General features: G+C 58.8%; 24 protein-coding genes and 2 pseudogenes. 13 read left to right on the plus strand and 13 right to left on the minus strand.

Annotation, left to right across the window (positions count from 1 at the left end):
• The first annotated feature begins 58 nt into the window (after positions 1-58).
• Genes NKJ84_RS20645 through NKJ84_RS20680 form a run of 8 tightly spaced genes read left to right on the plus strand, consistent with a single transcriptional unit; the run spans position 59 to position 8,500 of the window.
• On the plus strand, positions 59-970 hold the full coding sequence (locus NKJ84_RS20645; protein WP_352507978.1) for a glycosyltransferase family 2 protein: 912 nt from the start codon (positions 59-61) through the stop codon (positions 968-970).
• Complete coding sequence (locus NKJ84_RS20650; RefSeq protein ID WP_352507979.1) at positions 967-1,959, plus strand: glycosyltransferase family 2 protein; 993 nt, start codon at positions 967-969, stop codon at positions 1,957-1,959. The genes NKJ84_RS20645 and NKJ84_RS20650 overlap by 4 nt, the downstream gene beginning before the upstream one ends.
• Positions 1,922-3,043, plus strand: a complete 1,122-nt coding sequence (locus tag NKJ84_RS20655; protein WP_352507980.1) for a Gfo/Idh/MocA family protein — start codon at positions 1,922-1,924, stop codon at positions 3,041-3,043. Before NKJ84_RS20650 ends, NKJ84_RS20655 begins: the two co-directional genes overlap by 38 nt.
• Complete coding sequence (locus tag NKJ84_RS20660; RefSeq protein ID WP_352507981.1) at positions 3,040-4,137, plus strand: NAD-dependent epimerase/dehydratase family protein; 1,098 nt, start codon at positions 3,040-3,042, stop codon at positions 4,135-4,137. The genes NKJ84_RS20655 and NKJ84_RS20660 overlap by 4 nt, the downstream gene beginning before the upstream one ends.
• Complete coding sequence (locus NKJ84_RS20665) at positions 4,134-5,696, plus strand: glycosyltransferase (protein ID WP_352507982.1); 1,563 nt, start codon at positions 4,134-4,136, stop codon at positions 5,694-5,696. Before NKJ84_RS20660 ends, NKJ84_RS20665 begins: the two co-directional genes overlap by 4 nt.
• Positions 5,693-6,694, plus strand: a complete 1,002-nt coding sequence (locus NKJ84_RS20670; RefSeq protein WP_352507983.1) for a polysaccharide deacetylase family protein — start codon at positions 5,693-5,695, stop codon at positions 6,692-6,694. The genes NKJ84_RS20665 and NKJ84_RS20670 overlap by 4 nt, the downstream gene beginning before the upstream one ends.
• Positions 6,687-7,565: a glycosyltransferase family 2 protein gene (locus NKJ84_RS20675; RefSeq protein ID WP_352507984.1), complete on the plus strand. Its 879-nt coding sequence runs from the start codon at positions 6,687-6,689 to the stop codon at positions 7,563-7,565. Before NKJ84_RS20670 ends, NKJ84_RS20675 begins: the two co-directional genes overlap by 8 nt.
• Positions 7,562-8,500 (plus strand): glycosyltransferase, encoded by a 939-nt coding sequence (locus NKJ84_RS20680; RefSeq protein ID WP_352507985.1) that lies wholly within the window; start codon positions 7,562-7,564, stop codon positions 8,498-8,500. Before NKJ84_RS20675 ends, NKJ84_RS20680 begins: the two co-directional genes overlap by 4 nt.
• A 9-nt stretch (positions 8,501-8,509) precedes the next feature.
• Here NKJ84_RS20680 and NKJ84_RS20685 read toward each other — a convergent pair whose 3' ends face one another.
• The 4 genes and pseudogenes from NKJ84_RS20685 to NKJ84_RS20700 form a co-directional block, all read right to left on the minus strand.
• Entirely contained in the window at positions 8,510-9,610 is a 1,101-nt protein-coding gene (locus NKJ84_RS20685) for an ABC transporter ATP-binding protein (protein ID WP_352507986.1), read from the minus strand.
• A gap of 135 nt (positions 9,611-9,745) precedes the next feature.
• Positions 9,746-10,549: an ABC transporter permease gene (locus NKJ84_RS20690; RefSeq protein ID WP_352507987.1), complete on the minus strand. Its 804-nt coding sequence runs from the start codon at positions 10,547-10,549 to the stop codon at positions 9,746-9,748.
• Positions 10,550-12,384: 1,835 nt separating this feature from the next.
• Positions 12,385-12,483 (minus strand): annotated as a pseudogene (locus tag NKJ84_RS33280) (transposase); the annotation flags it as partial.
• A 118-nt stretch (positions 12,484-12,601) separates the two neighbouring features.
• Positions 12,602-13,291, minus strand: a complete 690-nt coding sequence (locus NKJ84_RS20700) for a phosphatase PAP2 family protein (RefSeq protein WP_352507988.1) — start codon at positions 13,289-13,291, stop codon at positions 12,602-12,604.
• Here NKJ84_RS20700 and NKJ84_RS20705 point away from each other — a divergent pair.
• On the plus strand, positions 13,290-13,574 hold the full coding sequence (locus NKJ84_RS20705) for a hypothetical protein (protein WP_352507989.1): 285 nt from the start codon (positions 13,290-13,292) through the stop codon (positions 13,572-13,574). The two genes, NKJ84_RS20700 and NKJ84_RS20705, sit on opposite strands and share 2 nt — an antisense overlap.
• A 109-nt stretch (positions 13,575-13,683) precedes the next feature.
• On the opposite strand, the gene NKJ84_RS20710 is transcribed toward NKJ84_RS20705, so the two are convergent.
• From NKJ84_RS20710 to NKJ84_RS20750, 9 genes and pseudogenes are all read right to left on the minus strand, one after another.
• The gene (locus NKJ84_RS20710; protein WP_352507990.1) at positions 13,684-14,313 is read right to left on the minus strand and encodes a methyltransferase family protein; all 630 of its coding nucleotides are present in this window, start codon (positions 14,311-14,313) and stop codon (positions 13,684-13,686) included.
• 19 nt (positions 14,314-14,332) lie between these two features.
• Positions 14,333-15,130 (minus strand): sterol desaturase family protein, encoded by a 798-nt coding sequence (locus NKJ84_RS20715; protein ID WP_352507991.1) that lies wholly within the window; start codon positions 15,128-15,130, stop codon positions 14,333-14,335.
• A 121-nt stretch (positions 15,131-15,251) separates the two neighbouring features.
• Positions 15,252-16,075, minus strand: a pseudogene (locus tag NKJ84_RS20720) (IS630 family transposase); the annotation flags it as partial.
• Between the two features lie 283 nt (positions 16,076-16,358).
• Positions 16,359-16,973, minus strand: a complete 615-nt coding sequence (locus NKJ84_RS20725; RefSeq protein WP_352507992.1) for an MBL fold metallo-hydrolase — start codon at positions 16,971-16,973, stop codon at positions 16,359-16,361.
• A 147-nt stretch (positions 16,974-17,120) separates the two neighbouring features.
• Positions 17,121-17,627, minus strand: a complete 507-nt coding sequence (locus tag NKJ84_RS20730) for a prepilin peptidase (protein WP_352507993.1) — start codon at positions 17,625-17,627, stop codon at positions 17,121-17,123.
• Positions 17,628-17,635: 8 nt separating this feature from the next.
• Positions 17,636-18,187, minus strand: coding sequence for a hypothetical protein (locus NKJ84_RS20735; RefSeq protein ID WP_352690526.1), 552 nt, complete (start codon positions 18,185-18,187; stop codon positions 17,636-17,638).
• Between the two features lie 54 nt (positions 18,188-18,241).
• Positions 18,242-19,183, minus strand: coding sequence for a type II secretion system F family protein (locus tag NKJ84_RS20740; RefSeq protein ID WP_352507995.1), 942 nt, complete (start codon positions 19,181-19,183; stop codon positions 18,242-18,244).
• A gap of 21 nt (positions 19,184-19,204) precedes the next feature.
• Positions 19,205-20,176, minus strand: a complete 972-nt coding sequence (locus tag NKJ84_RS20745; RefSeq protein ID WP_352507996.1) for a type II secretion system F family protein — start codon at positions 20,174-20,176, stop codon at positions 19,205-19,207.
• Positions 20,176-21,558 (minus strand): TadA family conjugal transfer-associated ATPase, encoded by a 1,383-nt coding sequence (locus NKJ84_RS20750; protein ID WP_352507997.1) that lies wholly within the window; start codon positions 21,556-21,558, stop codon positions 20,176-20,178. Before NKJ84_RS20750 ends, NKJ84_RS20745 begins: the two co-directional genes overlap by 1 nt.
• Before the next feature lie 542 nt (positions 21,559-22,100).
• Here NKJ84_RS20750 and NKJ84_RS20755 point away from each other — a divergent pair.
• From NKJ84_RS20755 to NKJ84_RS20770, 4 genes are all read left to right on the plus strand, one after another.
• Positions 22,101-22,274, plus strand: coding sequence for a Flp family type IVb pilin (locus NKJ84_RS20755; RefSeq protein WP_352507998.1), 174 nt, complete (start codon positions 22,101-22,103; stop codon positions 22,272-22,274).
• Between the two features lie 84 nt (positions 22,275-22,358).
• On the plus strand, positions 22,359-23,396 hold the full coding sequence (gene cpaB, locus NKJ84_RS20760; protein WP_352507999.1) for a Flp pilus assembly protein CpaB: 1,038 nt from the start codon (positions 22,359-22,361) through the stop codon (positions 23,394-23,396).
• Positions 23,397-23,451: 55 nt separating this feature from the next.
• Positions 23,452-24,897, plus strand: coding sequence for a type II and III secretion system protein family protein (locus NKJ84_RS20765; protein WP_352508000.1), 1,446 nt, complete (start codon positions 23,452-23,454; stop codon positions 24,895-24,897).
• A gap of 10 nt (positions 24,898-24,907) precedes the next feature.
• A complete protein-coding gene (locus tag NKJ84_RS20770) occupies positions 24,908-25,174 on the plus strand; it encodes a hypothetical protein (protein WP_352508001.1) in 267 nt (88 codons plus the stop codon).
• Positions 25,175-25,235: the final 61 nt, after the last annotated feature.

Genomic DNA, 25,235 nt, shown 5'->3' on the forward strand with positions numbered 1-25,235 from the left:
CTGAGATAGGCGGGCGGCATGCACTGCGGAGCGGAAGGTGAATGAGTCAACGGTTCGCGTGACCGTCCTTATTGTCACTTACAATCACGCACGCTACGTGGCGGCTGCAATCGACAGCGCTCTCATGCAAGAGGCCGATTTCGGTGTCGAGATATTGATCAGTGAAGACTTTTCGACCGACGGAACCCGGAAGATTGTCGAGCGATATGTTTCCAACCATCCTGAAAGGCTGTCGGCGATCTATTCCGGCAGTAATGTGAGATCGAACGAAGTCGTCGCGAGAGGACTCCGGATGGCGCGTGGGCGCTACGTCTCGATCCTCGATGGCGACGACCTGTGGACATCCACGACCAAGCTGAAAGATCAGGCGGCCCATCTCGACGCGCACCCGGAACTCTCCGCAATATTCTACAATGCAGTCGTGGCGGATGGCGATGAGTTCACATCGACGCGGTGGACGCGGGCGGACCAGAAACCCATCGTGACGCAAAGGGATATCTGGGAAGGCAATCCTTTCGCGACTTGCGCCGGCATGATGCGAACCGCGTGCGTTCGAAATGTGCCGTGGTGGTATGCTGATTTCTTTCCGATTACTGACTGGCCGCTGTATGTGCTTTGCGCAAGGACAGCAGATCTCGCTTTTGTCGACGAGGTAGCAGGTGTCTACCGTCTGCATCCGGGCGGACTCATATCGGCACTGCCAAACCGACCCAAGCTGGATGCGATCGAAGGATTCTACCGGCGCATGGCGCAGGTCATGGACACGCAGGGGGTAAATTCTGCCCGCGGCGGCTGCTCCCGCTACTTCTATGAATGGTCAATGCGGTATCTGGTAGAAGGCGATTTGCCATCGGCCAGATCGTGCTTCCTGCGGAGCCTTCGCAGCGGTGGTATCGGACGTGACGTGGCCAAACGCGACATTGTCAGGTTGGGGCTGCACCTGCTGAAGTCCTCGGTGCTCCAGAGATGACGGCGATCCGTGACTTCGAGTATCGCGATCCGATCTCGCCGTTCCCACGGGAGGCTGCTCGCCCGAAATGGTCAGTGATGATCCCCGCCTATAACTGCGCCTGCTTTCTTGCCGCAACGCTGGAAAGTGTGCTGGCGCAGGACCCCGGCCCGGCTCAAATGCAAATCGAGGTGGTTGACGACTGTTCCTCCGATGATCCGCAAAGAGTCTTGAATGAAATCGGTGGGAATCGCGTTGGCTTTTTCCACCAGCCGCAAAATCTAGGGCATATCGGCAACTTCCATACCTGCCTGGATCGTGCCCAGGGCGAACTCGTACATCTCCTGCACGGCGACGACGCCGTCCGCCCCGGCTTCTACGAATTGCTCGGACGAGGCTTCGATGCGGACCCGAGTACAGGCGCGGCATTCTGCCGGGCGATCTTCATGGATGCCCACGGACAGGAGCTGTCGATCCCGCCTGTAATGCAGTCAAGCCCCGGACGGCTCGAGAATGCGGCGGTTCGACTGGCGTTGGAACAGCACATCATGACGCCATCAATCGTGGTGCGCCGCGCGGTCTACGAAGAACTCGGCGCCTTCGACCGGCGGCTCAAATGCAGTGAAGACTGGGAGATGTGGGTCCGCATCGCTTCTCAATTTCCTGTCTGGTACGAACCGCAGGCCCTTGCACTTTATCGGATGCACCCCCAATCGAACACAGGGCGCCATATCCGAAGTGCCGAGGACATGGCCTACACGCGAATGGCGATCGATATTTTCAAGAGCTATCTTCCAACCGAGCTTGCGGGCGATGTCGCCGCGTCGGCCCGGCGGACCTATGCGCTAAGCGCTCTCGAGACTGCGCGGCGACTGTTCGGCGCCGGCGATTGGGCTGGATGCTTGGCGCAGATGAGCGAAGCGTTCCGCTTCGATCCCTCACTCAAGACAATTGGTCGTATGCTGCGGCTCGTTGCAAGACAGGGAGGCAGGATTGTCCATCCTAGTTGAAACCGAGCAGCGGCCTGCAGGACTCCGGGAAGATGAACCGGTCCGGCTCGTTTTGGCCGGATGTGGAGCCGTCACAAAGCTCTACTATGCGGAAGCGCTTTCACGCCTTCAAAGCAGAGGCCAAGTTGCAGTCGCGGGGATATTCGATCCAGATGCGAAGCAGGCCGCACTCGTTCAGGCGCGACTGCCCTCAGCCAAGGTTGCGGCCAGTTTCGACGGCCTTTTGGCTATGGACGCCGATATTGCGATCATTGCTTCGCCACCTGGATATCACGCTGATCAGTCGACACAAGCGTTGGAAGCCGGGATGCATGTTCTGTGCGAAAAGCCGATGGCCACGAGCAGCTCCGAGGCGGCTCGTATCCTTGCGGCAGCGGGAGCCAACAATCTTCATGTGGCAACAGGGCTCGTCAGAAGGCAGTTCCCTGCGACGCGGTCGATAAAGGCCATGCTGGAGGGCGGAATGATCGGACGGTTACGAAGCGTCAGTTGTTTCGAGGGCGGCTCCTTCCAGTGGCCGGTGGCTTCGATGAGCTATTTCAGCTTCGCGGAGTCCGGTGGTGGTGTGCTTCAGGATATCGGCACGCATTGCCTTGACCTCCTGACCTGGTGGTTTGGAGAGCCCGACGAAATCCACTACGCCGATGACGCAATGGGCGGCGTCGAGGCGAACTGCCTTGTCCGGCTGCGTTTTGACGGCTTCGACGCGACGGTCAGGTTGAGCCGGGATTGGGCTCGCCCGAATCTGTACCGCCTTGAGGGCGAACGTGGCTCGATTTCCTGGACAGTCAATGAGACCGAGACTGTCGAGGTCGCCTTGAATGGAAGTCGCACGACAGGCTGCGTTTCCTTCACCAATGCCGACGGCCGGTCGCGCGATTTTGTCGATGCATTTTGCGATCAGATTTCGGGCTTGGTGGATGCGGTCCGAAATGGGGCCCCCCTTTCCGTGCCGGCCAGTGTTGGGCGCAATGTGGTCGATCTGGTCGAAGGATGCTATGCTAGACGGAAACTGATGGACATGCCGTGGCTCGGTCCGGAAGAATTGCTCCATGTCGCTGCTTCCGCCGGGACCAGACAATGACCGGCACTGTTGCAGTGCTTGGCGCCAACGGTTTCATAGGTTGCCGCACCGTGGAGTTGCTGCAACTTTCCGGCTGGGCGAATGTGAGGCCGATCGTTCGCAGGCCGGATGCTTTCGCCAGTCTGTCTCGCTTTGCGATTGACGCAATGGTGGCGGATGCGCGTGATATTCAAGCTCTTACCGCTGCCTTTACGGGCTGTCAGTACGTCGTACATGCAGTTGCCGGTGACGCCCGCACGATCGTCGATGCTATCGAGCCCGTCTATCGTGCAGCCACCGCTGCCGGCGTGCTTCGTCTGATCTATCTCAGCAGCGCTTCCGTTCATGGCCAATCGCCCCCGCCCGGGACGGACGAAACGAGCGCGCTGCATGACGATCAGACGATCGAGTACAACAATGCGAAGATTCATGCCGAACGCCGTCTCGGGCAACTGTCACGCGACGGCGCGGTGCAGGTAGTGGTGCTGCGGCCCGGAATTGTCTTTGGCCCACGCTCCAGTTGGACCGGTGGTTTTGCCGACGAGCTCATTGACGGTTCCGCCTACCTGGTGGATGGCGGTCGTGGCATCTGCAACAGCGCCTATGTCGACAATGTCATTCACGCGATCAAGCTCGCCATCGAAGTGCCCGAGGCCTCTGGGCGAACCTATCTGATCGGAGACCGGGAAGAGATCAGTTGGGCAGATCTTTGCCGACCGATCGCCGAGGCACTGGGGTTCGACCTGGCCGCGATTTCGGCTTCAGCGCCATTGTCATTTGCTCCGAGATGGAAACAAGGACTGAAGGAAAGCCAAGGATATCGGCGGCTTGTCCGAAGCCTGCCAAGGCCTGTTCGCAGCGGACTGAAGGCGGGCTATGCCGAGTGGCGGAAGGCAGGACGCAATGCGACCGGTGCGACTACGGCCCCAACGGTCATGGTATCGGAGGAGCGTGCACTTTTGCACCAGTGCCAGACGAAACTTCCATGGCGCAAGGCCGAGCGTGAGCTCGGATACCAGCCGGCTGTCAGCTTCGAGGAAGCATGTCGGCGATCTGTCGGCTGGTTGACCTTTGCCGGCTACCCGACCTGCCGAAACGGAGCGGGTGACAGATGACCACCCGCCCCGCTGCATCCAGCGTTTCAGTTGTCATCACGACCTACAATCATGCGCGGTTCCTTGCCGAAGCGATCGACAGCGTCCGCAACCAGACCGTGAAGCCGGATGAGATCATCATTGTGGACGATGGGTCGTCGGACAATCCCGAAAGTGTTGTTCGTCGATATGACGACGTCCACTACATCCGCCAAAAAAACCAGGGTTTGGCCGCTGCCCGTAACACCGGGATGACGGCAGCGCGCGGCGAATTCATTGCCTTCCTGGATGCCGACGACAGGCTGCGCCCGGTAGCGCTGGCCACCAATCTTGCCTTGTTTCACGACAATCCCGATTGCGCGTTGGTCTACGGTGCTTTCCGCTACATCGACGAGGCCGGTGCAGTCAGGAATACTGTACCACTGAGGTCGGTGGGCGAGGACCCGTATGCATGCTTCCTGACCGACAACCTGATTGGAATGCATGCGACGGTGCTCTATCGCCGCAGGACATTGGAAGCCGCCGGCGGATTTGACCGGTCACTGCGGGCTTGCGAGGACTACGACGTCTACCTTCGCCTATCTCGGGCGAACAAGGTGGCCTGCATTCCGGAATACCTCGCAGATTACCGTCGGCACGCAACGAATATGTCGAACAGCAATCCGATGATGTTGCGCGCGGCGCTGAAGGTCCTTCGCCGGCAGCGGGACGTCGCGCAGACCAATCCGGATTGGGCGGCCGCCTACCGTCAGGGTGTCGAAAAATGGAAGTGCTATTATACGGACAAGCAACTGGGACAGCTTGGTACAGCGCTTCGGTTCCGCTCTTCACTCGCCGGTCAACTCAGCAGCACTATCGCCGTTTCGCTTGCAGCGCCGTTACAGACCGCTGTGATGCTCCGGCATCGTCTCAGGCGCCGGTCAAGTCGGCACCGCTCGAGCGCCCGGTTCGGTGACCTCGAGCGTACCGTACCCTTCAGCACGGAGTTCGGTTTTGATCGCGGCAAGCCATTGGACCGCCGCTATGTCGAGACTTTCCTCGCGTCCTGTTCGTTGAACATATCCGGAAGGGTCCTGGAGATCGGTGACAACGCCTATACGATGCGTTTCGGAGGCAGTCGGGTTACCGCAAGCGATGTTCTGAACCGTTATAACGGCCACCCGTTGACAACCTTCGTGGGTGATCTGGCGAATAACGACGATCTGCCGTCCGAGACCTTCGATTGTATCGTACTCACCCAGACCCTGCACCTTCTTTTCGATCTACCTGCTGCAGTCGCAACCCTGTGGCGGATCCTGAAGCCGGGAGGCGTTCTCCTGATTACAGTGCCTTGGGTCAGCCCGATTGACAGGGGAGAATGGGGCGAGAGCTGGTTCTGGTCGATAACTCCGGCTGCCCTAAGGCGACTTCTGTCGGACAGGTTCGGGGCGAAGAACGTCGAAGTCAGTCACTACGGAAACGCGTATTCTGCTACGGCCTTCCTCTACGGCCTGGCGGAACATGAGCTGAATTCGGCATTACTTGATGTGCACGACCCCTATTGTCCGGTAATAGTCGCGGCGCGGGCTTTCAGGCGATGAGCGGCGCCGTGACAGCGCGTCAAACTGTCAGCAAATTCCTGCGACGGGGGCGCCTGCTTGCCGGTTTCGGTCGACCTATCGTGCTGATGTATCACCGCATCGCAGAACCGCTCGTCGATCCTTGGGAACTCGCGGTTTCGCCGCAAAATTTCGCACGCCAGATCGAACTTCTTACGAAAGCGCGGGACATTGTTCCCCTGCAATGGCTGGCGCAACGGCTTGGGGAGAGACGGTCACCGAGAAATGCGGTGGCAATCACCTTTGACGACGGCTACGCGGATGTCCTCCAAAACGCCGTGCCGATCATGCGGCGTATGAACTGTCCTGCGACTGTCTTCGTCACCACCCATGCGATCACCGATCCCTCAGTGTTCTGGTGGGACATTCTGTCCCGCATCATTTTGGAGATGCCTGCTCTCCCGAACACTCTGGAGATCGAGATCGCTGGCCGAAACTATGACTGGCGCGTTTGGGAGGACGCAATGCCGGCGGACTCCAATAACGCGATCAACCGCACGACGCTCCATTTCAACTTGCACGCACTGCTGAAGCCGTTGAGTGCACACGAACGCGAGAAGGCCCTTGAGCGGCTGGCAAGATGGGCAGGAACCGACGCCAGTCCCCGAGGGCGCGATCGCGCCATGACGCATTCGGAGCTGCGGCAGCTCGCCGACACCGATGGCGTTTCGATCGGCGCCCACACCTGTACGCACCCATCCTTGCCGCTACTGAAACGGGACGAGCTTGAACGCGAGATTTCAGGCAGCCGCCAACAATGCGAGGAGATTACAGGACGGCGGGTGGTGGGATTCGCATACCCGTTTGGAGATTTCGATGGCAGCACCGCCAACGCCGTAAGGTCTGCCGGCATAGACTATGCAGTAACTACCCTGCCGCGTGAAGCTGGGCCTCGCGTCGACCCTTACCGATTGCCGCGCGTTACGGTCGCCGATTGGGGTGAAGCTGACTTTCGGCGCATGGTGCTGTGCCATGGCTGACAATTCAGGCGGACAGCCGCGTGTCACGGCAATTATAGTCGTGTTCAATGGTGAGAGTTATCTCCGGGAAGCTGTTGACAGCATTGTAGGTCAAAGCTTCACCGACTGGGAACTCCTCGTTGTCGACGATGGCTCGACTGACCAGTCGTCCGCCATCATACGCGGTTATGAGCAGCGGCTGCCGGGCAAGGTGCGACTATTGTCTCACCATGACAATGGCAATCACGGTATCAGCGCCTCGCGCAACCGTGGACTGACGGAAGCGCGCGGCGCCTACGTCGCATTTCTCGACGCAGACGATGCATGGCTGCCCGAAAAGCTTTCCGAACAGGTCTCTATTATGGAAAGCGATCCGGCGCTCGGCATGATCTATGGCCGGACTCTGATCTGGCATAGCTGGCAAGAGGCTGCTGACCGCGCGGACTTCTACTACCCGCTCGGCGTCGAACCAGACACCCGATACGAGCCTCCCGTGCTGTTTGAGCTGCTACTTCAGAACGAGGTCCAGACGCCGACAACATGCAATGCCCTGATGCGTTCAAGCTTATTCGCAACGCTTGGGGGGTTCGAGAACAGCTTTCGCCTGATGTTCGAGGACCAGACGTTCTTTGCCAAGGCGCTCGCATTCGCGCCCGCCTACGTGTCCGGCCGGACCTGGGCAAAATACCGCCAGCATTCTGAAAGTTGCTCTGTTGCCTGCTCTGAGGCAGGCACTGACGAGGCCGCGCGTATCACGTTTCTCACATGGCTAAATCGCACAATGGCGGATAAGGGCGCCTCTTTCCGCATTCGTTCAGCAATCTGGAAAGCGCTTGCGCGCGAGCGCCGCAAGGTGATCAAGCGAAGTATCAAAGGATGGCTTCGGCGATGACTTCCCTGCCGCGAGTGACGATCATAACCCCCTTCCTCAATGCGGAGGCAACTCTGGGCGAAGCGATCGCCAGCGTCCAAGCCCAGACAGTTGCGGACTGGGAGCTTTTGCTGGTCGACGATGGCTCGACGGATGACAGTGTCAGGATCGCCAATGATGCTGCAGCAACCGATCCTCGGATCAAGGTGCTGAACAGGCCTCCCGGATCCAAGCGTGGCGCGGCGGCAGCGAGAAACGCCGGAATAGAGGCCGGCAGCGGCGATTTGCTTGCCTTCCTGGATGCAGACGATCTGTACGAACCGCATATGCTCCGGACGGTTCTGGCGGCAGCCGATGCCAACCCGGAAGCCGCAATGATCTTCGGGCCGACGAGATGGTGGTATCCAGACGGTGAGCGCCCCGACTGGATCGAGCCGACGGACGGGCTTGCTGGCCGTTTGCATCAGCCCCCGCGGCTTCTAAGGCGACTTCTGCTGATCCAGAACGGTCACGTTCCGTGTACCTGTTCGGTGCTCTTGCGAAGGAGCGCGATCAGCACGGTCGGCGGCTTTGAGGAGCGCTTCGATCTCTATGAAGACCAAGCTCTGTGGGCGAAGCTATTCCTGCGTCTTCCCGTCTTTGTCACGCCTGTAACTCTGGCACGCTACCGGCAGTATTCCGGTTCGACGTCGGCGGCGGCGGCTGAGCGAGGGGTCTACGACGGCATGGGGAAACACCCTGCCCGCGCTGCATTCCTCGACTGGGTCGCGCAACATTTGCAGGAGAGTGGACTGCGAGGCTTCCACGTCCGATGGACGCTGCGGCTGGCGCGTGCGCCCTACGTCGCGCCGCCGACGATTGGAAGCAGGGCCGACCGGCTTATCCTGAAGATCATGATGTGGACAGCAAAGCAACAGCGCCGGATTCGGCGTAAACTCGTGCGTGCTTCAGTTTGAAAGCAAGCGTCAACGCCTAGTCACCCATCGGTGCGGAAAGCTGACACTGCCGAAGCCGGGTTGGGCGGTAACCGGTCGGTTGTCGAGCAAGCCGGGCATGACATCGAACACGGCGGCGGTCTCGACCTGGTCTTCGACCACTCTGTCGTCCGCCACTAGCGCCACATCAATCCTGTAGCGCCCTGGTCTCAGCATAAGGCTCTCTACATGCACCGTGTAGACTTCGCCCTGACGATCATGCTCGGAGTGCTCCATCGTGTCGAATGACGTCACAGGATCGCCGAGGTCGTCAATAATGGTAATAAGGCATTGTGCAAGTTCGCGCGGCCCATCGACCTGAAGCCGAAAAACCGCCGGCTGCCCCGACGCGACGGGACCCGTTTTGTTGAAAACCTCGATGCCGACGACACGCAGGCGGCCTCGCCCGGTGCGCGTCGTTCGTGTACTCAGATCGGTGCTCGCTCGCGCTTCCAGTGTCTGCAGATAATTCCGGACCAGGTCGCCCGTCGGGCCGTCGGCCAGGATCGTCCCGCCGTCGATAAAAATTGCGCGGTTGCAAAGCCGCTGCAGAACCGACATCTGGTGGCTAGCGATCAGCACTGTGCGGCCCGTTTCGGCGACGCTTTCGGCCTTGGCAATGCATTTCTTCTGGAATGCGGCATCGCCAACGGCCAATATCTCATCGATCACCAGAATATCGGGATCGACATGCGCGGCAATCGCGAAGGCCAAGCGTAAGTACATGCCGCTTGAGTAACGCTTAACAGGCGTGTCGAGAAACGGCTCGATGCCGGAGAAATCGACGATTTCATCGAGCTTGGATCTGATCTCGGCGCGGCGCATGCCGAGTATCGCTCCGTTGAGATAGATGTTCTCGCGGCCGGTCAGCTCCGCGTGGAACCCCGTGCCGACCTCCAGCAAAGCTCCCAGCCGTCCGCGTATCGTCGCGCGACCGGAAGTCGGCTCCACAATCTGCGCCAATATCTTGAGAATGGTGCTCTTTCCCGCGCCGTTGGGTCCGATCACGGCAAGGACTTCGCCCGCGCGCACCTGGAAGGAGACGTTCCTCAGGGCCCAGAATTGATCGTCTCCACCGTTGCGTCGACCCAAAGCGGACTTCCTGTGAAGGATTCGCCTTGCGCCGCTGGCCAGCGCGTCCCGCAAGGTAGGGAAGCTATTGTTCGCCACCCCCAGTCTGTAGGCCTTGGAGAGATTGGTGGCTTCAATCACTGTGTCGGTCATTGCTCAGATCAGGTCCGGAAACGCGCGTTCGGACTTTGAGAAAATAGCCAGTCCGGCAACGAGAAGGGCCAGCGAGGAGAGAGTCGATATCGAGATCATGACCCAATCGGCGGGCGTGCCCAGTACGCTCCAGCGCATGGCTTCGACTATCCCCACCATAGGGTTCAGGCTGTAGAGCGGCCGCCAAAAGTGCGGCACGAGATTGCCCGGATAGACAACCGGAGTCATGAACAGAACTATCTGAAGGCTGAACGGCACGAGATATCCCACATCGCGAAAGCGGACATTGATCGCAGATAGTGCCACTCCCAGCCCCGTCGCCGACGCAGCCATGACGAGCACGAACAGTGGCAGGAAGATCACCTGCGGTGCCGGCCAGATTCCGAATGCCAGCAGCGCCGCGAACAAAAGAGTGAGGCCGACGATTATATCGGTCAGGCACGTGGCCATAGCGGATATGGGAATGATCAGACGCGGAAAATAGACGCGCTTCACAAGTTCCTGGTTGCTGACAAGGCTGCCCGTCATGCTGCCAACCGCTCGCGAAAAAAAATTCCACGGCACGAGCCCACACAGGACAAACAGCGGGTATGGCGCTCCGTTTGATGAGATGCCCACGAGTCGGCCAAACAAGACGCTGAAGACCGACATGGCAACGAGCGGCTGCAGCATTGCCCAGAGCACACCCAGATAAGTCTGGCGGTATTTGACCTTGAAGTCGCGCCAGGCCAGGAAGAACACAACTTCCCGATATCGCCAAAGTTCGGAAAGGTCGATCAGCCGCCGCTTGCGGGACGGATCGATCACTGTCTCAACAGCTAAAGGTTGCGGGTCTGTCCGTACCGACACTATGATGGCGTCCGCCCTCCCTTGACGGCCCCATTGAGGCCTACATTTCCGCGCAGTGCAATCAGGACTTTCTCCGAAGTCTATTCTCGGGGAACGCTCGAATGCCTGGACTATTGTTCAGCCTCCGCCAGCCGGCTCTGCGAGAATAGCCACCGCGGTGATTCCGGATCAGAAACAGGAGCCCTAAGACCCCTGCGCCGAAACTGCCGAGGCAAAACGCCCAGCGCCACGCGTCGAGCCCAAATGGCTGGAGCGGCGCAAGCCAGCGGGAGATGAAGATGTAGCAGTGGGGGCCAAGGGCGGCGGTGGTGCTGACGAGAAGGATCAGCATGCCACGGCGTCTGGGGGGCAGGATTTCCGTCAGGTAGGAAATGACCAGAGGTGGAAGGCCCCAAGGGCGATGCCCGAATGCCACGCAGCACTGTAAAGGATTGGATGTCTCGGCTAAACGCGGCAAGGAGCGAGACCACAGTGAGGAACAGCAACACGCCAGAGAGCACCAACTTTCGCCCGTAACGATCGGCGACCCATCCCGTGGGGCCCCAATGAACATCGAGGACAGTAGCCAGGAGAGTTGCGCCGGATCAACCGGGATTGGGTGGCTCGGAGAATACTGCGGAAGGGGCGCTGTCGATGCGATTTCCGCGACATCGAAGCAGAAGGCGTCGGCACAAACGATAAGCACCAGGAGGTGTAATCTCGTCAAGTCAGGCCGAGGTTTGGTGCAGCCCGCCATGGTCGAACGCACACAAGATCGCTTTGTCATCTCACAACCGGCGCTGTGCCGCCGCCACCTCATAGCTCGTCTCGCCGCTTCAAGGCGTGCCATCGCCCGCTGCCGCAGATCTACCGAATAGGCTTCGCCATCAGTCAAGACCTCCACGGCCGGGACATCGAATTTGATTTGCTCAATCTTGGGAATCTGGATTCAGCCAAAACGCGAACCGCTCTAGCCTAGGAGTCTAGGCTACGTGCGCCTCCGATAGCAGATGACCTCTTCGATAGTGGGTCTCGCGATGTAGCGCTCTCCGCTAGCACCAATCAATCAAGATCAAGCAGTTGCGTGAGCAACCGCTACCACCAGCCACACTCTGGGTAGACGTCGACGCGCGTCGGAGAGTTTTCGTTAGTCGGCGGTGGCACGCGCCGGCGGGATTGTCTTGATGCGACGCGGGATCTATTTCGCGAGCCAGCCACCGTCAAAGCGTCAAAGGGCAGGATCGCTCCATCACGTACGACGCTGCGCCCGCGCTAGGTAGGACAAAGTCTATATATTTTAGTTACCGAGCAATCTTCAGCGCGGCCGATGGCTAGCCGGAAAGTATCTGTGCGCGCCAAGCATCTTCTTCATTCGGAGCTGCTGTCAGCCTCTTATGAGTGACTCGACGAAACCGGCCAGCACAATCAGGACAAGACCTCCCAGCAGCCCTGCTATTCCGGCTCCGATTAACATGGTCGGCGTCAGGCCGTGGGCGTGGTGGCGGATGAGGCGCCCAACCCCCGGAATGCGCGCGGAGGGCCACACAAAGAGCAAGCCGCCGATGCCGCCAACAAGCAGTCGGCTGTCCTGCCAAGACAAAAACTTGGCACCCAGCGACCCAGGCCATTCCGACCGCGGCGCCGCAGACAAATTCTACAAACAGCAGTATGCTTGGGACCCCAGGCATGGCTAAGGGAGCTCCACCATAGAATCCTACGTCGCTGGGTCTGCGGACGCTCCGAGTGAGCGCATCGCGCAGAGCCTGTTCCCACAACGCGCCGAGTTGTTGCACGCAAGCATTTCGATATATCCGGAGATCGTAGTGCATGAAGGAGACGAGCCAAATGCCGTCGGCGACTTCGGTGATTCCGAGCCTCTGGCCGGCGAGCACGGTGGAGATGTTGATCTTCTTCTCTTCTTCCTGTGCATGCAGCCGCGCAGATGCCGCCGCAGGGCGGCGCTCCTCCTCACTGTGTCTCGCCGCCGCCACGTCATTGCCAGGCAGCCGAAGTCAAAGGCCCGTGGCCAATTCAGTGGTCCGCGTCCGATCCCACGGCTGATCTCGCAATGCGGTCGGCCTTTCCGCGAGCATAGCTAGGCATCTTGACGGCAATGATGGAGAGAATACCGATGATTGTGCCGGCGATCACATCTATCAAATGATGACCGCCTTCCGGCAGCGTGGCCACAATCATGGCGGCATTCACCAGGGCCAACACGACAAAAAGTGGCCGGATGGTCCGCGCGGCATAGACCACTGCCAATCCAAGTGCCGTGTGGAACGACGGGAACGTGACGAGCCCTGTGCCTTTAGTCATAATTAGATCAAACGGCTCGCCTGATCGCAGCGCCATAAGCACATGATGGTGCCACATTCCGGCATCAGTGGTGAAGTTCGAAAATAGCCCGCGCGCCGGCTTGAAATAGGCATAAGCGCCTTCAGCTGGTGCCAACGCCATCAGTGCGCCCGTGAAGACCGAGGCAACCGCTAGAAGAGCCACAAACTCCAGTGCTCGTTCTCGTTGGTTTCTCACCGCGTGGACTAACAAAACGAGCGGCATTTGAAACGCCAGCGCATGATAAGCAAAAACCAGGACGGATGCTGTAGTCGGCTGGTTGGTCGTGGCCAGAAACCACCGCCAGTCGAAACCGAGGCAGGAATCGATAGAAGCTAGAACCGGGTCTGCCAGCGGCCTTGAGGTGGCCGACGCCAGGTACATGAAGACGGTGGTTGAAATGGCGAGCGGTATGAATGCTACTGCGGAAACGACCAGGATTCTCAAGCAGCCACAAAGATGTTTGATTATGCTGGCGATTGGGCTTGTATCAGATCTCAATCTATGGAGGGCAATTGCCGATGCCATCCAAGATGCGCTGAGGACAAGGGCCACCTTGCCTATGTCAACCCAGTTCCTCGGTGAAAAATCGACTGTAGAAAATGGCAACCAAAAAATGTCAATCAGCCCGAAAAGAGCTGTGACCAAGGCAATAGTTACTAAGTGATTTCGAGTTTCAACACCTCCGTCAGCCAATGAAGCATTCCTAACGCCGCCGTGTAAGATCACCAGGCATGCCCTTACATCTGTACACTGCAGGTCAGCATGGGGCACAGTCACTGCCATCGGCACAATGAGGATAAAGACGGAATGAGCATTGGCGTGGTCTGCCCATAGGCTTCGTATTCGGGGAACACCGCTCGCAAGACCCTCTCCTCGTTCACGAGCCGCCGATATTGGAAAGCCAGGGCAATCGCGCAGATTGCGACGGTCGCCCATGTCGCGTTGCCGAGAAGAATGCCGAGCAGGACGATCGCTTCGCAGACGTAGAGCGGGTGACGCACGATCTGGTAAGGCCCTGCCGTGACGAGCCGCCTGGCCTGCGCGGTGATGCTGAAGGATCTGCCAAGCCAGAACAGGCACAAGATGCAAAGAGCGAAACCAACTATGGTGGTCAGGTCCGCAACAAACTCGATCTGCGGAGCTGCCTGGATGCGAGGGACCGCGATCAAAGTTGCGGTGGCAAAGCATCCGATGAGCGCAGAGATTCGGGGTTCAATTCCGTGCGCTGTTCCCAGGGGCGGAAGACGCGCCACTGTCATCACAACGACGAGCACGAGAAAGCCGAGAGCGGCGACATCTGCGGTGAGATCGATAATCCACGCCACAGTCCATTCTGCGCCGGCAAGAGCTACCAAGAACGTTGCGGCCTTCAAAGTCGCGCAGAACGTGAAGTAGAGTGTCATCGTTGCACGCCCGACGAAATCACGTATCTCTGGCGGAGGGAGCTTCATTGATTCTGCCCTTCGGAATCACTGGATAGGCGAGTTGCTCGACGTAAGTTGATGGAATCGGATCATCCACGCCATAGCGCTCCGGGACAGCGTTACCGGGCAGGTACATCGTTCCGAAGAGCGCATCGATCAATGAAAGTTGACCTGCGAAGTTCTTGTCGTATGCCGCGCGCTCGTGAGCGTGATGCCAATGATGGAACTGGGGTGACGCGATCAACCACCGAAGCGGGCCGATATTCAGCCTGACGTTGGCGTGCAGCAAAAGCCCGTGGACGTGAAAAATTAGTGCAAACAGGGCGATCGCCGAGCTGCTGAAACCCAACAGATATACAGGCACGAGCGACGCGCTCTTTGTCAGAGCCTGATCAACAGGGTGAACCCTGTGCGCTGCCAACCAGTCCAGTTCTTCAATGCTGTGATGAATCGAATGGAAGCGCCACAAAAAGGGAACGGCATGGAAGGTGCGGTGGGCCAGGTAAAAGCCAACGTCCGCAATGACAATGATCTCTGACACCTGGAGCCAAACAGGTTGCGATGATACTGCGCTGCCGACATAGGCCGGCACCAGCCGCCCCACCGTACTCGTTGCTACCGTGATAACCGCAATCAGGCCAAGGCTTATCGGGATGCCATTAAACAGCGCATACACGAGATCATTGAAGAAGGCTTTCCTAAATATCTTCTGATGGGGGCGCAGAGCGAACAGGTATTCGATCGGAACGAAGATCAGAACCGCAATTAAGAGCGCTTTGATATTCAGAATGTCCATACGGCGTCCCGCCGGCAAGACGCAATCCAAGCACTTCGCCAATTTGAGCGCAAGCTAATGGTTCTCGGAGATTAGTTGAAAAGGTAATTTGCGCGCCAAACATGTCAGGCTGAGAGCCCGCCTAGTGGATGGAATCTAACGCTTGGTGCCCGCGTTTGACGGCGGCAATGATCTTGTCGGGGTCGGCGATCCAAGAGAAGGGTTTGGGTTGCTGGTTGTGCTCTACGAGGAAGCGGTTGATTGCCGCTTGGAGGTCGACAACGGATTGGAAGACGCCGCGCTTGAGGCGACGTTTCGACAAGTTGGCGAAGAAACCCTCGACCGCGTTGAGCCACGAGCACGACGTCGGCGTGAAGTGGAAGGTGAAGCGCTGATGGCGGTCGAGCCAAGCGCGCACCTTGGGGTGCTTGTGGGCGGCGTAGTTGTCGACGACGACGTGGACGGCCTTGCTGGCCGGCATTTGCGCCTCGATGGCGTTGAGGAAGCGGATGAACTCCTGATGGCGATGCCGCTGCATGTTCTTGCCGATAACGGTGCCGTCGAGCACGTTGAGGGCGGCAAACAGGGTGGTCGTGCCATGCCGCTTATAGTCGTGGGTCATGGTGCCGAGCCTTCCCTTCTTCATGGGCAGGCCGGGCTGGTGCGGTCGAGCGCCTGGATCTGGCTCTTCTCGTCGACCGACAGCACGATTGCGTGAGCCGGCGGATCGGCGGATCGACATAGAGGCCGACGACGTCGCGCAGCTTATTGACGAACTGGGGATAGTTGGAGAGCTTGAACTGGCGCCAGCGGTTGGGCTGCAGCCCGTGCGCCTTCCAGATGCGACGCACAGCTTGCGCTGATGCCAGCCGCTTGCGCCATCATGTCGGCGGTCCAGTGCGTCGTCTCGCTCGGCAGATTGACAAGCGTCAGCGCCACCACGCGCTCGGCCACCTCGGGTCCGAGCGCGTGGTCGGCGTCCTCGGCGATTACGGCGGCTGATGATCCTCGAACCAGAATGATGACTGGCGTCGCGAGATAGTTCCCACCGACGGCAAGGGAAAATGCGATGTCATGACGATACGTCCCTTGTCCGAGCAAGCCTCTAGGAATGCCCACCGCGTCCGACGTGCCTGGTCAGGGTCCGTGTCGTACCGAAAGCTCCAGTCGGGGTATATGCATTGCATCGGCCAATGCATGAGATCGCCGGAAAACACTGCCCCTACGCCTCGAGATCTCAGGCCGATGGCTACGTGCCCCGGGGTGTGGCCCGGCGTCGGCTCCAGCCACACTTCGCCATCGAGTTCAAATCCATATCGACAAGCACAGCCCGACCAGCCTCGACGATTGGCAGCACATTGTCCTCATAGGTCCGTTCGTCGGCATCGCCGGAGGCGGCCTGTGCGGCCTCGAACTCGCGCCGCGCCATGATGTAGCGGGCGTTCGGGAATGTCGGTATCCAACGCCCGTCCACCAATCGTGTGTTCCAGCCGCAATGGTCGATATGAAGATGGGTGCACAGCACATAGTCGATCTGCTCGGGAGCAACACCTGCATTCGCCAGGCGCGCCAAAAAGGTGCCGTCATTGCGGCGATGCCAATGCCGGAAGTATGCGCACGTCTTGTCGTTGCCGACGCAACTGTCGACCAGAATAGTGTGGTGGCCGGTACGAACCAGAAAACTCTGGATGGGAAGAATAAGCCGGCCGGTTGCCGGCGATATCAATCGGGGCGTGAGCCAATGAAGATGCGGTTCGAGTGCTTCGTCGGTGCAGTCGGGGAACCATTCCGATGGCGTCCGCAGAGGGTCGCACATCTCCAGAATTCTGGTTACCCAGATATTCCCGATTCTCCAATCGTCCATTGATGCGATCCTTCTTCGATCGAGGACGGATCGCTAGATATAACATTTGCGGCAAGATGGCGTCAGACCTTTCTTCCGATAGGAAGACGGAGGCGCTCGCGATGTGGGCGCGCTTACGATCGGGTACCAATCGTTAGATCTTAACCACTAGAACCGTGAGTTGCCATAGATCTGTAGCGCCAGCGTGCAGATAGCAGCGATCGAGATCGGCACGCCGAACGGGACGACGCCTTTGCGGTCCAGATGCTGAACGTAGACGCGGAAGGCCCCTTCGGGCAGCATCAAGGGATTCTTCACGACTAACGCGGTCGCAAGCGCGAAGACCAGCAACAGCACGGAAAACACCAGGAGCCCGCTGCCGCCGATCAGAAACGAAACCACCGCCATCAGTTTGACATCGCCAGCGCCGACCTTGCGCATGGCCCACAACAAGAAAAGCGCCACGAACAGCAGTAGGCCGGCAACCGCGCTCAGGCCCATGTCCCACCACGACCCGCTGAGGATCGACATAACCTGCAGCGAACCCAGCCCAAGACACAAAAGCAGCAGCACGTCACGGTTAGATATTTTTTGGGTCGTGAAGTCGAGCCATGCAATCCTTGCCAGCAAAGGAACCGCTAGCCCCTTCATCAGCAGCGCTCCGGCAAGCAACATGTAGCGCCTTACCGTTCGAGATTCTTCACGCTGGACGACAGGAGTCGCAAATTGTTGGCGACGGTCGGATCGTTGGGAGCCAGTTCGTATGCTTTGAGGAAATTACTGCGCGCGTCCTGCAGCTTGCCGCGCAGCAGATAGGAATAGCCGACATTGTTGTAATATTCGGGCGTTGGCCCAATGAGCCGGAAGGCCTGGCCATAGGCCCTGTCGGCGAGATCGAAGCGGTGGATGCGGTCGCTACAGGCGGCGAGGCCCAGCCATGCGGCACCGTCGTTGGCGGCGAGTTGCGTCGCCTTGTAGAACAGGGCGCCCGCATTGCCATAATTTTCCGAGCGGAACTGGTTCTTGGCTTCGGCAACGGCTTGGTCGGAGGCATAGTATTCGACGTCGCTGACCGTCTTCAGTCCGTCGAAGGCATCGCCGAAGGCAGTAAGCTCCACTTTCGCCGGCTCGTTAGTGCGGACGACCCCCGTTGGGTCCGTCGCATTCGACTGACAACCGGAAAGCACGACAACCAGCAAACTGGCAGCGGCAACGAGGCACATTGGCCTTTTCATTTTATCCCCCAGGGATCTTGCCGATCCCGTCCCCTGACCAAAGCACATCCCTGTCTAGAAGAAAATGCCCTTCATTCGAATGATCACCGGAAGCATCACGACCATCATCACAACAGGAAAGATGCATAGCCCCAGCGGTATCATCATCTTGACAGGCAAAGCATTGGCGCGTTCCTCGGCGAAGAGAATTCTTTGTCCCCGCATTTCGTCGCTGTAGACGCGCAAGGCGTCCGTCAAACTGGTACCGAGCTCTTCCGATTGACGGAACAGCACAGCCAGCGCGCGCGCCTCCTCCAGTCCAACGCGGTCGGATAATTCGCGCAGGGCCTCGCGCAACGGCTTGCCCGCGCGCAACTGAAGATTCATGATTGCGAGTTGGATGCCGAGCCATCTATGGGTGCCAGCCAGTTCGCTGCCGACACGCTCGACAGCCGCTTCGAGGCTCATGCCGGCATCGGCACAGGTGATCATCATGTCCATGAAATCCGGAAAGCCGCGACGATAAATCTGCTTCTGTCCCTTTTCGAATCGATCGAGAGCAATGCTCGGAATGACGATGCATCCCAGCCCAAGCAGGGCAGAGCCTGCAAAGGTGACAAGACCGGGAAGTCCGGGTGGCAATATCCGCGACAGGAGCGCAAACGTCACGGAAAAGCCAAGACAGACCGCACCAAGGCGCGACAGAGTATAGATCATTGGCGCGCTTGACTGATAGAAGCCGGCGCGAAAGAGCTTTGCGTCCAGCGCGCTGGGCTGGTCGCGTTCTTTTTCGATCGATCTAAAATATGCGTCGACGGGCCGCTGTGCTGAAATCTTGGCCAGTTCTTCCTGGCCCAAAAGCGAGCGGCGGTTAGGAATGCCCTCTGCCATGAGGCTTTGCGCAACCAGCTTCCTCGTCTGCAGCGCCGGCAAGAAGACGAGCGCGCCAACCAGGAAAAACGCTACGGCCGCCAGGAAGACGGCAATGGACACCAGAAGGCTTATATCCTGGGTCACCAACTCTAAAGCTCCGCTCCCTCAAAAATCGAAATTGACCATACGGTACATAATGAAGTCGCCGAGCAGCGCCCAGAATCCGAAAACCAGGAACACTGGCATGATCAAGGGGCTGTCCCACACATCACCGTAGTAGCTGGGGGCCAGGCCCGTGAGGATGGCGAGCATCAAGAGAGGAAACAGGGAAATGATCCACGCGGACATTCGCCCCTCGGCCGAGAGCGCCCTAATCTTCAACCTGAGTTTCTGCCTTTCGCGCAGCACCACTGAGAGATTCGACAGAATTTCGGTAAGATTGCCGCCAGTCTTGGCCTGAATCGACAGCGACACTGACAGCAAATGCAGACCTTCGAAACCGACGCGTTGCGAGAGTTTTCGCACCGCGTTTTCAAGGCTAAGGCCAAAGGTGATCTCGTCGGAAACAATGCCGAATTCGGTGCCCAGCGGATCAGGCATCTCTCGTGCGACAAGGCTTACAGCCACGGAAGTCGGATGACCGGCACGCAGCGAACGCACGATCATCTCAAGGGCATCCGGCAATTGCTTCGCGAATTTCTGGATTCGCCTGGCGCGCGCGCGACGGAGGACCAGAAACGGCAGGACGAATCCGATGAGCAGAAAGATGATCAACGAAACCACGGCGGAGAAGTGCAGCAGGAACGCAAATACCAGGGCCAGAGCCAGTCCACCGAGAGTAAATGTCGCGAGGAACGACAGCGGATTCCCGGTAACGCCGGATTGGGTGTACAGCCTGTTCAGGCCAACAGCATTGAAAAGAAAATCGCCCGAGCTGGTAAGCCCACGTTCTCGCAGCAATCCCTGCAAGGTCTGTTCGGCCGGAGCGTCATCGGCGAGCCGCTTCAGCCGACGGTTGATCGTGCTGACGGTTGAGCGCCGCTTGGAGTAAGTTACATACAGAGCCTCGGCCGCGAGGATGAGGGACGCAGCCGCCAGTACATAGATAAAGTAGAGCAACGTCTGGCCGGTCGGCATTAGAGCGGGACCTGTGGGTTGAACGCGTCCTTGGCGAACTGATGGCCAAGCGTCGCCGCTTCCTGGGCAAAGCGCGGACGAATGCCGGTCGCACGAAATTCCCCAACGATCTGGCCCTCGGCAGTCACATCGCGGCGGACGAAATGGTAAAGTTCCTGAACCTGTACGACATTGCCTTCCATACCGGTGAGTTCTGATATGGAAACAACCCGCCTTCCACCATCGGAAAGCCGTTGCGTCTGCACAATGACGTCGATGGCCGAGGCAATCTGAGCCCGTATTGAATCGTGGCTCATCGGCATGCCAGCCATACCGACCATCTGTTCCAATCGCGATATCGCATCTCGGGGCGTGTTGGCATGAATGGTGGTCATTGAACCTTCATGGCCGGTGTTCATAGCCTGCAGCATGTCGAAGGCTTCCTCGCCGCGCACCTCGCCGACGATGATGCGGTCCGGCCGCATGCGAAGCGCGTTTTTCAGCAATTCGCGCTGGCGAACTTCGCCCTTTCCCTCAACATTGGGCGGACGCGTCTCGAGACGGCCCACATGCGGCTGCTGCAGCTGCAGTTCCGCTGCGTCCTCGATGGTGATCAGGCGCTCCCTGGCTGGGATGTAGCTCGACAAGGCGTTGAGCAGGGTCGTCTTGCCGCTGCCTGTGCCGCCGGAAACGAGGATCGACTTGCGGGCCTGCACGGCAATGCGCAACAGGTCGATCATCGGCTGGCGGATCGAATTAAACGCCATCAGGCGTTCGAGCGAATAGGGATTCTTGGAGAACTTGCGAATCGAGACCAGCGGGCCATCCACCGAGATCGGCCGCACCGCTATGTTGACTCGCGACCCATCTTCCAGCCGCGCATCGACCATTGGCGCCGATTCATCGACGCGCCGGCCGATAGCCGAGACGATCTTGTTGATGACACGTAGGAGATGGGCTTCGTCGCGAAAGCGGATCGCCGTCTCCTCTATGACGCCACGCCGCTCTATGAAGACTCGCTTGTGGGTGTTGATCAGAATATCGGAAATCGAATCATCCTTGAGCAACGGCTCGATCGGACCCAGCCCTAGCATCTCGTCGGCGGTGTCGCTGGTCAATTGGTCTAGTTCGCGGGCGTTAAGCGGCACGTTGCGAGCACGAACGAATTCCCGCACGATGGGGCGGATCTCGTTCAGGATTTCCTCCTTGGACGCACTCTCAAGGGCCGTCAGGTTGAAGCGATCAATCAAGTGGCGGTGGAGCTCGACCTTGAGCGTAAGGAAATCCTCCCCCGGTGATTCGAATTCCGCAGAACGGGAGAGTGCGGGGACTGCCGGCACGATCGGATCGAGCTTCGGCTCGACCCGCGGCTCGCTTGACCCTTTGGTGAACCGGCCCAGCATTTTGCGCTACCCCCTTGGACTCGCCTTCGGGGGTAGTAAACGTTAACCCCGAAGACGGCAGGCACCGAGCACGTTCCCGAACTCAATACTTCTTGCATATTTAACATCCAGGTTGAAAAAACATCTCATCTAATCGAACGAGGCGTCCGGCCGCAAATATACAAGGGGCTGCCAAAACACCGCCTCGCGTCTTTTTGGCCACGATGGCCCCTTTCGGGCTCCGGCAAGCCCTTGGATATAATGGAATATGCCTATCCGCTAATATCGCCTCGCTTCTGCCATAGAAGCGGCGAAATTGTGAACGGATGGTTAAAAGACAGGCGAAAAGCAGGCAGATTCAATGTCTTGCTGCAGACAGAACCTCGAAACGTTAATACCATTTCAGGCACAGCACAGGTATAAAGAAGTTAAAGAACCGTTAACTTGTTTGACTCTGCTTTTTATCGGCCCCTAGGATTAAGTCGACGGAGGATGCTCAGGTATGCGATTTCATCCTTGGCTCGTCTCGTCAGGGTTTGAACCTCCAAAGGGAGAAATTTGGCATGAAAAAGCTCATGACGATGACCCGGCAGTTTCGCGACGACGAACACGGCGCTGCCATGGTCGAATATACCATCCTGCTCGGCATCATCACTGTCGCAGTGATCGCCACCATCATTCTTGTCGGTGGCTGGGTTGCCGGCCAATGGACGGGGCTTTACGCGCTGTTGCCGTGATCGCTTTAGTCCTACCAACGACGCCGGGGGCTCTCCCGGCGTCGATCCAGGCGATGGGTGAACGGAGTCTGGCGGGGAAAGAAAGTGCGTGCAAATACTGTCATCATGATCGTTCTCGCCGGCGTATTCGGCGTGCTCGCGGTGGTTCTTGCCAATATCTGGCTGACCAGTCAACGCAGTGCTATGGCGAAGACTGACGTGCCGCGCGACACCATCGTGGTCGCGGCCGTATCCTTGAAATTCGGCGACACGCTGTCGGCCGACAAGCTGCGTGAAATCGTATGGCCGGCGGGCGCGGTTCCGGCCGGTGCTTTCAAGACGACAAAGGATTTACTGGCTGGTGAAGGCACAAAGCAGGCGCTGCAGGCGATCGGCGCCAATGAACCCGTTCTTGCCACCAAGATTACCGGTCCCGGCCAGCGCGCCACTCTTTCGGCGGTGCTCGGCGAAGGCATGAAAGCTGTTTCCATCAGAGTCAACGACGTCCTCGGGGTCGCAGGATTCGTTTTCCCAGGTGATCGGGTCGATGTGCTCCTGACGCGCACCGTGCGCAACCCTGGAGATGCAGACCAGAGTTTCGTCGACGTGCTGTTGCAGAGCATGAAGGTGCTCGCCGTCGACCAGGTCGCCGATGAAAGCACCGACAGCCCGACGGTGGTGAAATCGGTGACTGTCGAGGCTAGCACCAAGGACGCCCAGAAGCTGACGCTGGCCGCCGGCGCCGGCCAGTTGTCGCTCGCGCTTCGCCAGGCAGCCGCCGGCAAGGACGAGATCACCCAACGCATCACGCTTTCCGACCTGACCGGCGAAACGCCGGCCGATGTCGCAGCCAGGCAGGCCGAACTCGCCAGGCAGGCGACGGCCGATGCTGCTGCGGCAGCCGAGCGCAAGCGCGCGGACGACAAGATCAATGGCCTGACTCGGGCCGTCGAACAGGTCGGAAACCGGCTCGACGACTTGAGCAAAGCAAAGCCTGCTCCGGCCGTGACCTCGGCACCCGAAGCGCAAGAGGTCGTTAAGGAAGTGATCAAATATGTGCAGCCGGAGCCGTCAGCCCGTGCGACTATCGGCGTTTTTCGGGGCGTGAAGCTCGAAAAATATGACGTACCGCGACAAAGATAACTCTGGTATGTTGAGATAAAGAGCGTCCGAAGAGCCGCCAAAGGGGGGAATGTAGATGCGAACGGTCCGGGAAACACTGGCAGCCGCCGCGCTGGCCTGTTCGGTGATATTACTGCCGATCGGCCTTGAGGCTACGGCAGCCGATCGCCGTATCGACGTGTCGAACCCCAAGGTCCATCGTGTCTTCCTGCCCATGTCGCAATCGCTGACGATTGAGGTGAATGCCACTCTTGGCGATATCGTCGTCGCCGACGAGAAGATCGCAGATGCCCAGCCGATGACGGACAAGACGCTCTACGTCATTGCCAAGGGCGCCGGTACCACAACCGTCAATCTCTTTTCCGAAGACAAGCGCTCGCTTGGCGTAATCCAGATCGAGGTCGGCGTCGACGTCAACGATATGGCGCAGGCAATTCGGCAGGTAGCGCCCAGATCGCGGATCGATATCGGCTCGGTCAATGGCAAGGTCCGGCTCGGCGGGCATGTGAAAGACGGCGCGACGCTGGCGTCGATCCTGGAAGTGGCCCAGCAATACGGTCCCGACGCGATTATCAATGCCGTTACCGTTGATGACAGCCAGCAAGTGAATCTGGAAGTGCGCGTGCTCGAGGCCAAGCGCAATGCCGGTCGCGACCTTGGTGTGTCGATCAGGAGCACGAACAACAGCGGAACGACCCGAACTGGAACGGGCATTGCCGCCGTCGATGAAGATAACGTGGTGCTCGGACCGGGCGGTCTGCTCACTGGCCTGCTCTCGAACACCAATCCGTTCGCGGCGCTGATCACTCGCGTCATCGACAGCAACATCAAGGTCGATCTGATCATCGAGGCGCTTGAGGCAAAGGGTGTCGTGCGCATGTTGGCCGAGCCCAATCTCACCACGCTTTCCGGCGAGCCGGCCAGCTTCAACGCCGGCGGTGAAGTGCCCATCCGCAGCCTGGACAGCGACGGCCAGATCAACATTGTGTACAAGCAGTTCGGCGTGAATCTGCAGTTCACGCCGATCGTGCTCAACGACGACAAGATCCATATCAAGCTAGCGCCGGAGGTAAGCGACCTGAACGGCTTCACGCCGGCTGGCGACCCGATCTTCACCACCCGCAAGCTGGCGACCGTCGTCGAGTTGCGCGACGGCCAGAGTTTCGCCGTCGGCGGGCTCTTGTCCAGCAAGAATACCAAGATCCAGAGGCAGGTGCCATGGCTCGGCCAAGTGCCGATTGTCGGCGCGCTGTTCCACAATTCAAGCAATCAGAAGGAAGAGACCGAACTGGTCGTCATCGTCACCCCGCATATTGTTCGCCCAGTGAAGCCCGGCGAGCAACTGGCGACGCCATTCGACAAGACACGGCCGGCCAACGACCCGGAATTTTTCGTGCTTGGCCAACTGGAAGTAACCAAGGACATGGTGCGCAAATATGAACTAGGCGAAGGCGTCGTCGGCCCCTATGGCCACATGCTCGACGTGAAATCCAAGGACAAGATGATCTATGTCAAGAAATAGGGTGTTGATCATGCTTTTGTGTGCCAGCGGGTTGGCGGGCTGCGCCGACTATCTAAACCGCTACGACACGGTGACACTGGCCGCAGGCGACACCCAGAAATACAATTCGCTTCTGCAGACGGTCGATCCGCTCAATCCGGCGTCGAAAAAGACCGCCATTGAAGGGGATGGCGCGCGCGCTGCTGCTCTTGCCCAGAGTTACAAGTTTCCACCGCCACCACCGCCGCCGCCGGCCATCACGGTCAATGTCGGGACGCCGAAAGACACGGCGGATTGAACAGAAGGATCAGCGCGTCAGGTAAACAAGGAATCCTGGCGTCAAGGAGCAAAAGAGCAAG

This window comes from Mesorhizobium sp. M0048 (genome assembly GCF_040323405.1).
In the GTDB taxonomy this organism is placed as follows: Bacteria; Pseudomonadota; Alphaproteobacteria; order Rhizobiales; family Rhizobiaceae; genus Mesorhizobium.